This is a genomic window from Rhodococcus sp. USK13 (assembly GCF_018343855.1).
GTDB lineage: Bacteria > Actinomycetota > Actinomycetes > Mycobacteriales > Mycobacteriaceae > Rhodococcus_F > Rhodococcus_F oxybenzonivorans.
This window is the reverse complement of record NZ_CP069242.1, coordinates 3,856,084-3,870,066: the sequence shown is the minus strand read 5'-3', so window position 1 is coordinate 3,870,066 and position 13,983 is coordinate 3,856,084. Positions and strand designations below refer to the sequence as shown.

At 66.8% G+C, this 13,983-nt stretch carries 12 protein-coding genes and 1 pseudogene; 5 read left to right on the top strand and 8 right to left on the bottom strand.

Annotated features, from left to right (window positions below; genetic code table 11):
* Positions 1–9: 9 nt before the first annotated feature.
* Together nrdR and JQT59_RS20315 are read right to left on the bottom strand one after the other, a co-directional pair.
* A complete protein-coding gene (nrdR, locus tag JQT59_RS20320; RefSeq protein ID WP_109335162.1) occupies positions 10–474 on the bottom strand; it encodes a transcriptional regulator NrdR in 465 nt (154 codons plus the stop codon).
* 180 nt (positions 475–654) lie between these two features.
* Positions 655–1,227 carry a LysM peptidoglycan-binding domain-containing protein gene (locus JQT59_RS20315; protein ID WP_213571750.1) on the bottom strand — a complete coding sequence of 191 codons (573 nt, stop codon included), beginning with the start codon at positions 1,225–1,227 and terminating at the stop codon, positions 655–657.
* Between the two features lie 311 nt (positions 1,228–1,538).
* Between JQT59_RS20315 and lexA the strand changes: the two genes are divergently transcribed.
* Positions 1,539–2,294, top strand: coding sequence for a transcriptional repressor LexA (gene lexA, locus JQT59_RS20310; RefSeq protein WP_159926339.1), 756 nt, complete (start codon positions 1,539–1,541; stop codon positions 2,292–2,294).
* Positions 2,295–2,371: 77 nt separating this feature from the next.
* On the opposite strand, the gene JQT59_RS20305 is transcribed toward lexA, so the two are convergent.
* The 3 genes from JQT59_RS20305 to ptsP all read right to left on the bottom strand — a co-directional run bounded on the left by JQT59_RS20305 (position 2,372) and on the right by ptsP (position 6,690).
* Positions 2,372–3,514 (bottom strand): acyl-CoA dehydrogenase family protein, encoded by a 1,143-nt coding sequence (locus JQT59_RS20305; RefSeq protein ID WP_213571749.1) that lies wholly within the window; start codon positions 3,512–3,514, stop codon positions 2,372–2,374.
* Between the two features lie 110 nt (positions 3,515–3,624).
* Positions 3,625–4,953, bottom strand: coding sequence for a uracil-xanthine permease family protein (locus JQT59_RS20300; RefSeq protein ID WP_249353693.1), 1,329 nt, complete (start codon positions 4,951–4,953; stop codon positions 3,625–3,627).
* Positions 4,954–5,022: 69 nt separating this feature from the next.
* Positions 5,023–6,690 (bottom strand): phosphoenolpyruvate--protein phosphotransferase, encoded by a 1,668-nt coding sequence (gene ptsP / locus JQT59_RS20295; protein ID WP_213571748.1) that lies wholly within the window; start codon positions 6,688–6,690, stop codon positions 5,023–5,025.
* 208 nt (positions 6,691–6,898) lie between these two features.
* Here ptsP and JQT59_RS20290 point away from each other — a divergent pair, with 208 nt between their 5' ends.
* Genes JQT59_RS20290 through JQT59_RS20275 form a run of 4 tightly spaced genes read left to right on the top strand, consistent with a single transcriptional unit; the run spans position 6,899 to position 11,045 of the window.
* Positions 6,899–7,666: a DeoR/GlpR family DNA-binding transcription regulator gene (locus tag JQT59_RS20290; RefSeq protein WP_159926334.1), complete on the top strand. Its 768-nt coding sequence runs from the start codon at positions 6,899–6,901 to the stop codon at positions 7,664–7,666.
* Positions 7,663–8,643, top strand: coding sequence for a 1-phosphofructokinase (gene pfkB / locus JQT59_RS20285; RefSeq protein WP_213571747.1), 981 nt, complete (start codon positions 7,663–7,665; stop codon positions 8,641–8,643). The genes JQT59_RS20290 and pfkB overlap by 4 nt, the downstream gene beginning before the upstream one ends.
* A 15-nt stretch (positions 8,644–8,658) precedes the next feature.
* Positions 8,659–10,743 carry a PTS fructose transporter subunit IIABC gene (locus tag JQT59_RS20280; RefSeq protein WP_213571746.1) on the top strand — a complete coding sequence of 695 codons (2,085 nt, stop codon included), beginning with the start codon at positions 8,659–8,661 and terminating at the stop codon, positions 10,741–10,743.
* Positions 10,744–10,787: 44 nt separating this feature from the next.
* A complete protein-coding gene (locus JQT59_RS20275) occupies positions 10,788–11,045 on the top strand; it encodes an HPr family phosphocarrier protein (RefSeq protein ID WP_213571745.1) in 258 nt (85 codons plus the stop codon).
* Between the two features lie 101 nt (positions 11,046–11,146).
* On the opposite strand, the pseudogene JQT59_RS37125 reads toward JQT59_RS20275, so the two are convergent.
* From JQT59_RS37125 to hflX, 3 genes and pseudogenes are all read right to left on the bottom strand, one after another.
* Positions 11,147–11,311: pseudogene (locus JQT59_RS37125) on the bottom strand (DUF6596 domain-containing protein); the annotation flags it as partial.
* Positions 11,312–11,362: 51 nt separating this feature from the next.
* A complete protein-coding gene (locus JQT59_RS20270; RefSeq protein WP_213571744.1) occupies positions 11,363–12,478 on the bottom strand; it encodes a hypothetical protein in 1,116 nt (371 codons plus the stop codon).
* The gene (gene hflX / locus JQT59_RS20265; protein ID WP_213571743.1) at positions 12,471–13,925 is read right to left on the bottom strand and encodes a GTPase HflX; all 1,455 of its coding nucleotides are present in this window, start codon (positions 13,923–13,925) and stop codon (positions 12,471–12,473) included. Before hflX ends, JQT59_RS20270 begins: the two co-directional genes overlap by 8 nt.
* Between the last annotated feature and the right edge of the window lie 58 nt (positions 13,926–13,983).

Here is a 13,983-nt window from a genome sequence, read left to right as displayed (position 1 = left end):
AACCGGGTGTCATTCGCTTTCGCGGGACTCGCGATGAGCGCGTAGTTCTTTGATTTCGCGCGCGAAGTCTTCCGCCGAACTGAACGAGCGGTACACGGACGCGAAACGCAGATACGCGACCTCGTCCAGATCCCGGAGGGGACCCAGGATGGCGAGCCCGACCTCGTTGCTGGGAATCTCCGCGGAACCTGAGGCCCGCACGGCATCTTCGACTTGCTGGGCAAGAAGGTTCAGTGCGTCGTTGTCGACCTGGCGGCCCTGGCAGGCGCGCCGAACGCCGCGCACCACCTTCTCCCGACTGAACGGTTCGGTGACACCGCTGCGCTTGACGACCGAGAGGACCGCGGTTTCCACGGTGGTGAACCGGCGGCCGCACTCGGGACACGAGCGTCGCCTGCGGATGGCCTGACCTTCGTCGGCTTCCCGGGAATCGACCACACGTGAATCGGGGTGCCGGCAAAACGGGCAGTGCATGGCGATTCCTTCGTCGTAGCCGTCGTAGCCGCGGCTTTTCGCCTCCCCCGATGGCGAACCGACGAATACGGATTCACGCAGCGGATGCACGATCTCGACGCGACCACACGAAGTGGTGGGACTGACAGCATTCGAGACTACTCGTCTGTCGATCGGTGGAGGCATGCAGAGCCACCCCGATCACCGGGTGCCGGACGCAGGAACGATCAACGTCTGCCCCGGATGCACGACGGAGTCCGACATGGCATTGAGTTCCATGATCTGTTCGACGACCCGCGCCACAGGACGGTCCGGGAAGGCAGTCGCGGCCACAGCAGCGAGAGTGTCTCCCTCCCGAACGTGAACGACCTCGGTGGCGCCCGACGACCCCATGTCGTCGATGGTGGCAAGCTGCGCCGCTCCCACGAGCCCCAACAGAACTGCGGCCGTGATCGCGATGCTTGCGAGGACCATCTTCCAACCCACGTCGCTTCCCCGATGCGCGTGCTCGGCGCGAGACATGCGTGACCGGGTGCCGTAGGCGACCGTTCCGGCTGCGGGACGGCGAAGGTCACCCTCGACGAAACGCCGGCGAGGCCGTGTCCGGTACGACCGCCCCCCACGCGAGCGGACGACGCGTGACCCGGCGCCTGCCCGAACCGCGCGCGGGCCGAGTGCCTGCCGATCCAGGACGGCCTGGCCATCCAGGTTTCGGCCGTTCAGTACCGACTGCCGATGGAGAACTGACTGCCGATGGAGAACTGCGTTGCTCATCGGGACCTCCGCTGCTCGAATCCGATTCCGTCCCGCCAGGCGTGGGAGTCTGCCGGGTGTTCGATCACGCGTTCGAAAGAACACATGTTCGATTTCTACCACGCGGGTCCGACAAAGTCTTCCCTTCGCGGTCGAACACGTGCACGACACGGTCGAACAGGTGTTTGATACTGCGGCGGAACCGCGATAGATTCGAGGCAACGAAACAACAGTCACATACGACCCATTTTCGAGTGGATCCGCACGACCCACAGCACCCGATCCACATCCGCACGGCAGAAGATCGACACGACAAACGGAGGCCCCTCGCCATGAAGGACGACAGCTCGACCGACGGTTCGGCTCCACAGGTGAGCGGCGGCACCGCCGCCGGGTTGACCGATCGGCAGCGCCGCGTCCTCGAGGTGATTCGGACGTCCGTGAACGAACGGGGTTACCCGCCGAGCATCAGGGAGATCGGCGACGCGGTGGGCCTCACCTCGACATCGTCGGTCGCCCACCAGCTCCGCACGCTCGAACGCAAGGGCTTTCTCCGCCGCGACCCCAATCGTCCACGCGCCGTCGACGTGCGCGGTGTGGACGAGGTCGCCGCAGGCGCCGCCGCGAACGCTGCCAATGCGGGCAATGCTGCCCGCGCCACCACCGCCCCTTTGGCCGCGGTTCCTACCGGTGTCGAGGGCGCACCGCTACCGGAGCCGACCTTCGTGCCGGTTCTCGGCCGAATCGCCGCAGGTGGCCCGATCCTCGCGGAGGAGGCTGTCGAGGACGTCTTCCCGCTTCCCCGCGAACTCGTGGGCCAGGGGTCGTTGTTCCTGTTGAAGGTGGTCGGTGAGTCGATGATCGACGCGGCGATCTGCGACGGCGACTGGGTGGTGGTGCGTCAGCAGAACGTGGCGGAGAACGGTGACATCGTCGCCGCGATGATCGACGGCGAGGCCACGGTGAAAACCTTCAAGCGCACGAAAAACGAGGTGTGGCTGATGCCCCACAACGCGTTGTTCGAGCCGATCCCCGGCAACGAGGCCGTGATCCTCGGCAAGGTCGTCACCGTGATGCGCAAGATCTAGAGCGCAATCCTCACACGGAAGAGCCCGCGGCACACACGCTGCGGGCTCTTCCGTGTTCTCGAGATGGCGCTGACCGGTCAGAGGTTGAGACCCCGACCGATGATCTCTTTCATGATCTCCGTGGTTCCGCCGTAGATCGTCTGCACACGGGAATCCATGTAGGCCTTGGCAATCGGGTACTCCTTCATGTACCCGTACCCACCGTGCAGCTGCAGGCACCGGTCGATGAGCCGGACCTGGGCTTCGGTGGTCCACCACTTGGCCATGGCGGCTTCCTGGACGGAGAGCTTCTCGTCGTTGAGCAGTTCGATGAACTTGTCGACGAGGACGCGTACAGCTGTTGTCTCCGTAGCGAGCTCGGCGAGTACGAAGCGCGTGTTCTGGAAACTGCCGATGGACTTGCCGAAGGCCTTCCGGTCGCGGCAGTACTGAATCGTCATCTCCAGCGCCGACTCCATGGCCGCCGCGGCCACCACGGCAATCGACAGACGCTCCTGCGGGAGATTCTTCATGAGGTAGAGGAAGCCCATTCCCTCCTCACCGAGCAGATTCGCCGCGGGAACACGCACGTCGGTGAAGCTCAATTCCGCGGTGTCCTGGGCCTTCATGCCGATTTTGTCCAGGTTGCGGCCGCGTTCGAAACCCTCCATGCCCCGTTCGACGACGAGGAGGCTGAATCCCTGCGCGCCCTTGTCGGGATCGGTACACGCGACGACGATCACGAGGTCTGCGTTGATGCCGTTGGTGATGAAGGTCTTGGAGCCATTGAGAACCCAGTCGTCGCCGTCACGAACCGCACGGGTCTTGATTCCCTGCAGATCACTGCCGGTACCGGGTTCGGTCATGGCGATCGCCGTGATCAGCTCACCGGAGGCGAACCCGGGCAACCAGCGCTGCTTCTGCTCCTCGTTGGTGAGCTCGAGCAGGTAGGGGGCCACCACGTCGTTGTGCAGTGTGAAGCCGATGCCGCTGTATCCCCCGCGCGTGGTCTCTTCGGTGATGATCGCGTTGTACCTGAAGTCGCGGACACCGCCGCCGCCGAACTCCTCCGGCACCGCCATACCGAGGAAGCCCTGCTTACCGGCCTCGACCCACACGCTGCGGTCGACAATGTTCTGTTCTTCCCACTTGGCGTGGTTGGGTTCGGCGTGCTGGGCGAGAAACTTTCGGTACGACTCCCGGAACAGTTCGTGCTCCGGTTCGAACAGGGTGCGCTCCACGCCGTCTCCTCATATCAAACTTGTTCGGGTACGTCTCGTTCGACGGTAGAGGTGGCGGGCGCAGCGGAGAATGACCCAGGTGATCGCGATTCATGACCCACCCGGTTCGGTCAGGACCTGCGGAACCTCGCGAGCGACCGCATGACGGGATAGGCGACGAGGATGCCGATCGAACCCCAGGCGATTCCGCCGAGCTCCACCGAGCCCATCGTCAGCGTGAGGTCACCGATGCCGGCGACCAGCGCCGCCGCAACGACGGTCAGATTTACCGGGTCGGTGAAATCGACCTTCGCCTCCATCCAGATGCGGACACCCAGGACGCCGATGAGCCCGTACAGCACCAGAGTCGCGCCGCCGATGACACCGCTCGGGACGGTGAAGACCAGGGCGCCGAACTTGGGGGAAAATGCGAGGACCACGGCCGTGGCGGCAGCAACCCAGTACGCCGCGGTCGAATAGACCCGTGTCGCGGCCATGACCCCGATGTTCTCGGCGTAGGTGGTGGTGCCGGAGCCACCGCCGAATCCCGCCAGGGTGGTGGCGAGTCCGTCCGCGACGAGTGCGTCGCCGGCAACGTCGTCGAGTGATCGGCCGGTCATCGCGGACACCGCTTTCACGTGGCCGACGTTCTCGGCGACGAGGACGATGACGACGGGCAATGTCAGCGCGATCACCGACCATTCGAACGTGGGCCCCCGCAACTCGGGCATTCCGAACCAGGCGGCATCGCGCAGGGCGGTCACGCGTTCGTCGGCGAGGCCCCCGGTGATTGCCGCGAATATCCAGCCGAGGACAACGCCGACCAGGATCCCGAGACGGCCGAGCAATCCGGGTCCGAGAACGGTGACGACAAGAATGGCGAGCAGGGTCACGCCCGCGATGAGGGGTTGTGACTCGAACGAATCGACCGCTGTCGGAGCGAGATTGAGCCCGATCAGCGCCACGACAGCGCCCGTGACGACGGGCGGCATGACCGCGTCGATCACCCGGGAGCCCGCCAGTTTCACGGCCACGCCGACCAGCAAGAGGAGCACACCCGCCGCCGCCACCCCGCCGAGCTGGGCGGCAGGACCTGATGCCTGGGATGCCGTCAACGGGGCGATGAACGCGAAGGAGGAACCGAGGTAGCTGGGAATGCGGCCGCGGGTCAGGAGCAGGAAGAGCGCCGTTCCGATCCCGGAGAACAGCAGCGTGGTGGTGACAGGGAAGCCGGTAATCGTCGGCACCAAGAGGGTGGCACCGAACATCGCGATGACGTGTTGCATCCCGATCCCGACCGTACGGGGCCAGGTCAGACGCTCGGCAGGTGCAACGACCTCGCCGTCGGCAATCCGCCTACCGTCACCGTGCAGGGTCCACCCGAAGGCCTTCGCGGGGGCGGCCTGGTCGGAACCCTCTCCGACAGGGCCGTCGGAGGCGTCGATTTCTCTTCTCGTCACAGTTGGCCAATAGTAGGGACGATCTGCGAATTTCGCGCCGCGGGGCCCGAAACGACACGGCAAGCGTCGTCAGCCCAAGACCCGGGCCGCGACGTTCCGCGCCTCCATGGGATCGCTGGTGGCCAGTACCTCCTCGGCGGCGCGACGGCACTGTTCCTCGGACACCGTGCCTATCTTGGCGCCAACGCCGGACACCGCAGCACCTGCGCAGGACAGCGACGTCACCCCGAGCCCCACCAGCACGCATGCGAGAAGAGGATCGGCTGCTGCCTCGCCGCACACTCCCACGGGCTTCCCGGCCGCGAGTCCCGCCGCAGCGGTGCGCGCGACGAGGTCGAGGACCGCAGGCTGCCACGGATCGGTGAGCGCCGCGAGTTCGGAGGACATGCGGTCGGCAGCCATCGTGTACTGCGCAAGGTCATTCGTACCGATCGACAGGAAGTCGACGTGCCGGAGCAGGCGGTCCGCGAGCAGCGCAGCCGCTGGTACCTCGATCATCACGCCGGGGGTCAGACCCCGCGCGCGGACCTCGGCAGCGAAGTTCTCGGCCTCCGCGGTGGTGGCGATCATCGGCGCCATCACCCACGGCTGTGACTGAGTCTGTTTCGCCGCAGCAGCGATGGCGTCGAGTTGCCTACCGAGAATGCCCGGGTTCTGAACTGCGATGCGGATTCCCCGGACGCCGAGCGCCGGATTGGCCTCGTCTGCCGTAGTGGCGAAGCGCAGCGGCTTGTCCGAACCGGCATCCAAGGTGCGGATCACTACCTTCCGACCGGAAAACGCCTCGAGCACCTCCGCGTAGATGTCCGCCTGCTCGTCGACACCGGGTTCGACATCACGGTCGAGGAAGCACAGTTCGGTGCGGAAGAGGCCGACGCCTTCGGCGGCGGTCTCCCGTGCGGATCTGGCGCCGGCGCCGTCCTGCACGTTGGCGAGGATCGATACGGGTCGGCCGTCGCTGGTCTGCCCCGGACCCGACCACGTCGAAATCCTCGCCCGCTCCGCTCGGCCGTGCTCGACCGCGGCCCGCGCTTCGGCTGGATCCGGCTCCACCACCACTTCGCCAGCCGCACCGTCGAGCAGCACGGGAGTGCCGGCCGGAACCGACTCGAGATCGTGTACTGCCACCACGCACGGAATGCCGAGCTGCCGCGCGATGATCGCGGTGTGGCTGGTCGGCCCCCCGAGCAGGGTGACGAGTCCGACGATCGACGCGGGGTCGAGACCAGCGGTGTCTGCTGGAGCCAGATCCCGGGCGCACAGGATCGACGGCGCATCGGGAACGGGAATGCCGGGTTCGGGTAGACCCCGGAGTTCCGACACGACCCGATCGCGGATGTCGCGCAGATCGGTCACGCGTTCGGCCATCAGCCCACCCATCTTGGTGAACAACGCCGCGAACTGCTCGGTTGCTTCGGAGGCTGCTTCCTCGGCGGGCGCCCCGCCGGCGATCAGCTTCTGAGCTGCGCCCAGCCACCCCCTGTCTGCCGCCATGGCCGCGTTGGCCTGAAGGACTTCCGCAGCAGCTCCCGACACGGTGGCTGCCCGATCGCGCAGGCGCTGAGCGACCACCGCTGCAGCTTCCTCGAAGCGGATTTTCTCCTGGTCGCGCCCGGATTCGTCGACCCTCGGCAGTCCGCTGGTGACCTCAGGTCGAGCGGCGGGCCAGATGACCGGCGCATAGGCGATGCCCGGCACCACCGGGGTACCTCGCACGATTTCACGGTTCTCGGTCATCGGGTCCTCCTGGCCGGTCGGTTCAGTCATCGCGTGGTTCGCACACGCATCAACTCTGTGACGGAGATTACTCTCAACTCTTGACATGTCAACACAGTCGGGCGTAAAACAACATGACACAACATTTCGTGTGATGCGGACCATAGCGGACTTTTGTCCCGATCGGACTTCCTCACCGAACTTCTTCGAGACAAGGAACGGGGAGACGGTGTACCCGGAAGAACGTCAGCAGGCAGTCACCACACTGATCTCGCAACGCGGCCGCATGTCGGTCGCGGATCTCTCCGACACCTTCGGCGTCACCACCGAGACGGTCCGGCGGGATCTCGCCCTGCTCGAGCGGCTGGGACACGTCCGACGCGTGCATGGTGGCGCGGTGCCCGCAGGATCTCTCACGGTCACCGAACCGGGCATGACGGAGCGGGACCACACCCGCGCCGAGCAGAAGGACCGGATCGCCAAGCGCGCGGCCTCGTTCCTGCCTCCCTCCGGGGGAAGTGTGCTGTTCGATGCGGGAACGACCACCGGCCGGATCATCCCGGAACTGCCGTCCGACGCCGACCTCACAGTGATCACGAACTCCGTGCCCATTGCCGCCCGGCTTGCCGGACTGAACTCGGTCACCCTTCACCTGCTCGGCGGCCGGGTGCGGGGTGTCACCCAGGCCGCAGTCGGCGAGGAGGCATTACGCATTCTCGACGTTCTTCGGGTGGACGTCGCATTCATCGGCACCAACGCCCTGAGCGTCGGCCACGGTCTGTCCACACCGGACACCGACGAGGCGGCGGTGAAGCGGGCCATGGTCCGATGCGCCAACCACGTCGTGGTGGTGGCCGACTCGTCCAAGGTGGGGCGCGAGCACCTGGTGAGTTTCGCACCCATCCACAGCGTCGACATTCTCGTCACCGATTCCGACATCAGCCCCGCAGACCGAGCCCATTTCCACGACCAGGGAATCGAGGTGGTGATCGCATGATCGTCACGCTGACCGCAAATCCGAGTATCGACCGCACCGTGACCCTCGGGGGACGGCTCGAACGCGGCTCCGTCCTTCGCGCTGTCGCCACCCATAACGATCCGGGTGGCAAGGGTGTCAACGTGGCGCGCGCACTGACCTCCGCCGGCGTCGCCACTGTGGCGATCCTCCCCGCCAACGCCGGCGATCCGTTGCCGTCCACCCTCAGGGACAACAAAATCGAGCACGTCACCGTGGCCATGTCCGGCTCGGCCCGCACCAACATCACGATCACCGAACCCGACGGCACGACCACGAAGATCAACGAACCCGGTGTCCCGATGACGGCTCAGTCCCTCGCCGATCTGCACACCGCGCTTTCCGAGTTCGGTGCGCGTGCCGACTGGGTCGTGCTGGCTGGTTCCCTGCCGCCTGGCGTTCCGACCGACTGGTACGGCACGCTTGTCGAGTCGCTGCGCTCGGCGTCCTGCAAAGTGGCGGTCGACACCTCCGACGCGCCCCTACTGGCCTTGGCGGAACGTTTTCCCTCCGCCGCGCCGGACCTCGTCAAACCGAACAGCGAGGAACTCGCCCAGCTCACCGGCTACGACGGTCGTCTACTCGAAGAGGCCGCGCTGCAAGGCGATCCGACTGCGGCCGCCCACGCAGGAAGGCTGCTCCTCGATCGGGGCGTCGAGACGGTACTCGTCACCCTTGGAGCGGCCGGTGCCGTTCTCGTGACGAACGACGGATCCTGGTGGGCGACGCCGCCACCCATCGTCGCGCGAAGCACCGTCGGGGCCGGCGATTCCTCGCTGGCCGGCTATCTGGCGGCGCACGTCGCCGGTGCAGCCCCTCCGGAGTGCCTACGATCCGCCGTCGCCTACGGCAGCGCGGCGGCGGCCCTCCCCGGTACCACCCTGCCGAGTCCCGAACACGTGCACAGGGACGCAGTCACTGTGACCGTCCTCACCTCCCCCGCCCCCGATCCGGCCTGACCCGAAGGACACCCCATGTCTCACTCCACTCCCGACCGCGATTCGGGGCCGCAGATCATCAGCGAAGATCTGATCTCCCTGGATTCCGACCTCGGAACATCCAAGGAGGACGTGATATCCGCGCTCTCCACCCGGTTGGCCGACGCCGGCCGAGCCACCGATGCGGACGCTCTTCGCGACGCCGCGCTGGCACGCGAATCACAATCCGCGACAGGCCTTCCCGGTGGAATCGCCATTCCCCACTGCCGCGCGGAGGCCGTGTCGGCTGCTTCCCTCGGCTTCGCCCGGCTCGCACCCAAGGTCGACTTCGGCGCCCCCGACGGCCCCGCCGACCTGGTGTTCCTCATCGCCGCCCCGGAGGGCGCCGGCGCCGAGCACATGAAGTTGCTGTCCTCACTCGCCCGGGCGCTGGTGCGTCCCGACTTCGTCGGTGCACTGCGGGAGGCGTCCACCCCGGCCGACGTGGTCACCCTCGTCCAGGGCGTGCTGTCCCCGGCACCGGCCACTGCCGCGGCGTCGACACCCGCGCCGACACCGACCGCGGCGTCGACTCCCGCTGCGGCCGCACCCGAACCGGCTGCCGCCGCACCCGAACCGGCCGCCGATGAGGTGTCCCGCCACATCGTCGCCGTCACGGCGTGCCCCACCGGAATCGCGCATACCTACATGGCCGCCGACTCCCTCGTCGCCGCCGGTGAGCGTGCGGGGGTGAAGGTGCACGTGGAAACCCAGGGTTCGAGTGGCAGCACTCCGCTGGCCCCCGGACTGATTGCCGGCGCCTCCGCTGTCATTTTCGCCACAGATGTCGGCGTGAAAGGCAAGGAGCGGTTCGCGGGCAAGCCCGTGGTCGCCTCCGGCGTCAAGCGCGCAATCAACGAGCCCGACGTCATGATCACCGAGGCTCTGCGCGCAGGGCTGAATCCGTCGGCATCGACGGTGGCGGGCACCGCATCCACCGAGCCCGCGGAACCGGCCGGCTCGATCGGCTGGGGCACCCATCTACGTCAGGTCCTGCTGACCGGCGTCAGCTACATGATCCCCTTCGTCGCCGCGGGCGGCCTGCTGATCGCCCTCGGTTTCCTGCTCGGTGGGTACGAAATCTCCGGACCTGCCGAGGACATCGTCCTGAACAACTCCCTCGGTAGCCTGCCCGAGGGCGGTCTCACCACCTATCTGGGTGCAGTGCTGTTCCAGCTCGGTTCGCTGGCATTCAGCTTCCTCGTTCCGGCCTTGGCCGGTTACATCGCCTTCGCGATAGCTGACCGACCCGGCATCGCGCCCGGTTTCACCGCCGGCGCGGTAGCGGTATTCGTCGGAGCCGGCTTCATCGGCGGCCTGGTCGGTGGGCTCATCGCGGGTGTCGTCGCCCTGTGGATCAGCCGAATCGCCGTTCCTCAGTGGTTGCGCGGCCTCATGCCGGTGGTCATCATCCCGCTCTTCGCGACCCTCATCGTGGGTGCGCTGATGTTCCTGGTGCTCGGCCGTCCCCTCGCCGCCATCACGTCCGGCCTGACCAATTGGCTCAACGGACTGTCCGGCAGCTCGGTCATCTTCCTCGGCATCATCCTCGGGCTGATGATGTGCTTCGACCTCGGTGGTCCGGTCAACAAAGCCGCCTATGCCTTCGCGGTGGCAGGACTCAACGTCAACGATCCCGCCTCGCTCCGCATCATGGCGGCCGTCATGGCGGCCGGAATGGTTCCGCCGCTGGCCATGGCCCTCGCGTCCACCGTCCTGCGACCGAGCCTGTTCAGTGAGGCCGAACGGGAGAACGGCAAGGCCGCCTGGCTCCTGGGTTCGGCGTTCATCTCCGAGGGCGCCATTCCCTTCGCCGCCGCCGATCCCTTGCGCGTGATCCCGTCGATGATGGCCGGCGGCGCTGTCACGGGCGGCCTCATCATGGCGTTCGATGTAACCCTGAGCGCACCCCACGGCGGCATTTTCGTGTTCTTCGCCATCGGCAACCTGCTGTGGTTCCTGATCTCCCTGGCCGCCGGCGTGGTCGTCGCCGCTCTCTGTGTCGTCGGAGCCAAAGAATTCATCAAACCCGGCGCGTCCGACGCCGAACTCGACCCCGACGTTGCGACAGTCGCAGCATAGGAAACAACACCGCGAGACAACCCCAACAGACCAAGGAGAGATTCATGCCCAGCACCACAGTCGCCGTTGGTTCGTCCATCGGACTGCACGCCCGCCCCGCCGCCGTCATCGCCGAAGCGGTGGCCGCTGCCGGAGTCCCCGTCACCCTCTCGGTCGCGGACAGCGAACCGGTCGATGCCGGCTCCGCACTCCTCATCATGACGCTCGGCGCCACCAAGGGCACCGATGTGACAGTGACCAGCGACGATGCGGATGCCGTCGAGAAAGTGGCTCAGCTGGTGGCGGCAGATCTCGACGCATAGGACACGCGAAGCCGCATCGTTCCGCGTCCGGAGCCCTGCACGCGCCGCCACACCCGGCCGGGCAGGGCCCCGTTCGCGTTGCTACCCCGCGCCGCCGGCTACTCGAGCAGCACGATTTCTCCATCCGGGCCGATTCGGACCGCGCGCCGAGCATGAATCAACAGCATCAGTCCGAGCAGCCCGGCGACCTCTCGTTCGGCGGGCAACAACCTACGGAGGATCCGCCCCAGCCGGATCGCTTCCTCGGCGAGATCGAGCCGTTGCAGGTCGTTGCGATCGAGGCTATTTTGGGCGACCGGCCCTCACGCCGCACCTATTCAGCGGGTGCGACGAAGACACGCGTAGGCCACGACCGCGATGAGCCCGCACAACGCGACTGCCCCCACTCCGATCGACAGCCCGGCGGAGGAACTCTTCTCCTCATCGGACGCCGCTTCGGAAGAGGCGTGATCCTGCGCCATCGCCACCGCCCCGCGGAGCACCTCAACGGGGGGTATGGGACCGTCCCGCGCCTCGGAGGCAATGAGAAGATCCCCGTCCTCGGTGAACGCCACCGCCTCACCTTGCGGCTGCGCAGGCAGGTGCACCCGGACGGTGGGACCCGCGGCCAAAGCCGCCGCGACATCACCATCCGGGGCGGCGAACAGGAACACGTCGGTGTAACTGCGCACCGCCGCAACGGTTCCGTCCGCGGATACCGCACCTCCGGTGAACATGGTGGAATACACCGCCGGGGCCGTGGTGCCTGCGCCCGTGGTCGCATTGCCGGCGCCGTTCGGTTCCGCGACGTCGAGTGACCCCACCCTCTCGAGCGGGGTCGGCCCGGGACTGGCCAAGGCGTCGACAGACACTCCCCCCGCAGGCCGGTACACGATGCCCGGCCCGAAGACCTCTTTCGTCACGATCAGCGGTGTGCCGTCACGCTGGACCAGCACCGTCTCGGCGTCGTGGGCGCCATCCGGATACGTGAGCCGGTGCAATTGCCCTGCCCCGGTCGCCCGGTCCATTCCGATCAGCGCGACCGTCTCCCGCCTGCGACCGTTGTCGCCGATGTCGGCCAGCCACAGACGCCCGTCCGGGCCGGTTGCCAGATCCTCGACGTCGTAGGGATCGACGGGCACCGACAGCCAGCCGGTGACGCCGCAGGAGCCGTCCAGGTCGGCGACAGCACGATCGGAGCCGCTGTCACCGACCGCGTAGGACCGGCCCTTCACCGACACCAGTCCGGACAACTCGTCGAGCGACGCTTCGTCCGGGATCGACCCCGGATCGACTGTGTGCGGGGTGCAGAATGGTTCGAAGTCGGACGCTTCCACGGTGATCTGATCACCCAGGATCGGCTGCGCCGAACCCGACGCGGTAGTCGCCAGGGGTGCACAGACGGCCACGACTGCGACCGATCCCGCAGTGAACCACCGGGACCGTTCAGGCACTGCCGGCGTACTGCAGCAGCGCCGACGCCAGGGCCTGCGGCACACGCGCGTGGATCAACGTGCCGTCCTCCTCGTGCGAGGATTCGAGGATCTGTCCATCGGAGTGGATCCGCGCCATGAGGTCGCCCCGCGAATACGGGAGACGCACGTTGACCTCGATCTCGGGTCTGAGCAGTACCTCGTCGAGTTGCGTCCGCAGTTCAGCGATTCCCTCACCCGTGCGGGCGGAGACGAACGCCGCACCGGGTAACAGTCCGCGCAGCTGGGTCAACGTGACCGGATCGGCTGCGTCGATCTTGTTCACCACGATGAGTTCGGGCGGCGCCGGCGCGTCGTTCTCCCGGATCACCTCGGTGATCACGGCATGGACGGCGCGGATCTGATCGAGCGGCAACGGGTCGGACCCGTCCACCACGTGCAGCAGAAGATCCGCATCCGTCACCTCCTCGAGTGTGGATCGGAAGGCCTCGATCAACTGTGTGGGCAGGTGCCGCACGAAACCGACGGTGTCGGTGAGGATGTACTCGCGGCCGTCGTCGAGCGCAGCCCGACGGGTGGTCGGGTCGAGGGTGGCGAACAGGGCGTTCTGCACGAGCACCCCGGAGCCGGTGAGCGCGTTGAGCAAACTCGACTTTCCGGCGTTGGTGTAACCGACGATGGCGATCGACGGCACCTCACTGCGCAGGCGCCGGGTGCGCTTGGTGTCGCGGGCGGCCTTCATACCCTTGATTTCGCGCCGCAGCTTCGCCATCCGCTCACGGATGCGACGCCGGTCGGTCTCGATCTTGGTCTCACCCGGTCCGCGCAGACCCACACCACCGTTGCTGCCGGCGCGACCACCGGCCTGCCGGGACATGGACTCACCCCAGCCGCGCAGTCGCGGCAACATGTATTCCATCTGGGCCAGCGCCACCTGGGCCTTGCCCTCTCGGGACGTGGCGTGCTGGGCGAAGATGTCGAGGATTAAGGCCGTCCTGTCGATGACCTTGACCTTGACGACCTTCTCCAGTGCGGTGAGCTGCGCAGGAGTGAGTTCACCGTCGCAGATGACGGTGTCCGCCCCGGTGGACAAGACGACCTCGCGCAGCTCCTGCGCTTTACCCGAGCCGATGTAGGTGGCGGCATCAGGCTTGTCCCGCCGCTGCACGAGGCCTTCGAGGACCTCGGATCCCGCGGTCTCGGCGAGAGCGGCCAGTTCGGCCATGCTCGACTCGGCCTGCGCTGCGGTGCCCTGAGTCCAGACACCGACCAGGACCACGCGTTCGAGTCGGAGTTGTCGGTACTCGACCTCGGTGACGTCGGTGAGTTCGGTGGACAGGCCGGCAACTCGGCGCAGCGCGCTGCGATCCTCGAGTTGCATCTCGCCGACCGAGGGCCGCCCATCGTCGTGGGCGAACTCACCGGAGTCCGAGATCGGCGATTCTTCTGTGCGATGTGATTTCGTCATACACCCTCATGATCCCACGGAATGTCGAGGGTGCGCACGTCCATTTCGCGCAGGGCGA

What these genes read in the sequence shown, in the direction of transcription:
- JQT59_RS20275 (WP_213571745.1), top strand. Translation starts at nt 10,788, where the DNA reads ATGCCCAGCACCACAGTCGCCGTTGGTTCGTCCATCGGACTGCACGCC.
- JQT59_RS20280 (WP_213571746.1), top strand. Translation starts at nt 8,659, where the DNA reads ATGTCTCACTCCACTCCCGACCGCGATTCGGGGCCGCAGATCATCAGC.
- pfkB (WP_213571747.1), top strand. Translation starts at nt 7,663, where the DNA reads ATGATCGTCACGCTGACCGCAAATCCGAGTATCGACCGCACCGTGACC.
- ptsP (WP_213571748.1), bottom strand. Translation starts at nt 6,690, where the DNA reads ATGACCGAGAACCGTGAAATCGTGCGAGGTACCCCGGTGGTGCCGGGC.
- lexA (WP_159926339.1), top strand. Translation starts at nt 1,539, where the DNA reads ATGAAGGACGACAGCTCGACCGACGGTTCGGCTCCACAGGTGAGCGGC.
- hflX (WP_213571743.1), bottom strand. Translation starts at nt 13,925, where the DNA reads ATGACGAAATCACATCGCACAGAAGAATCGCCGATCTCGGACTCCGGT.
- JQT59_RS20315 (WP_213571750.1), bottom strand. Translation starts at nt 1,227, where the DNA reads ATGAGCAACGCAGTTCTCCATCGGCAGTCAGTTCTCCATCGGCAGTCG.
- nrdR (WP_109335162.1), bottom strand. Translation starts at nt 474, where the DNA reads ATGCACTGCCCGTTTTGCCGGCACCCCGATTCACGTGTGGTCGATTCC.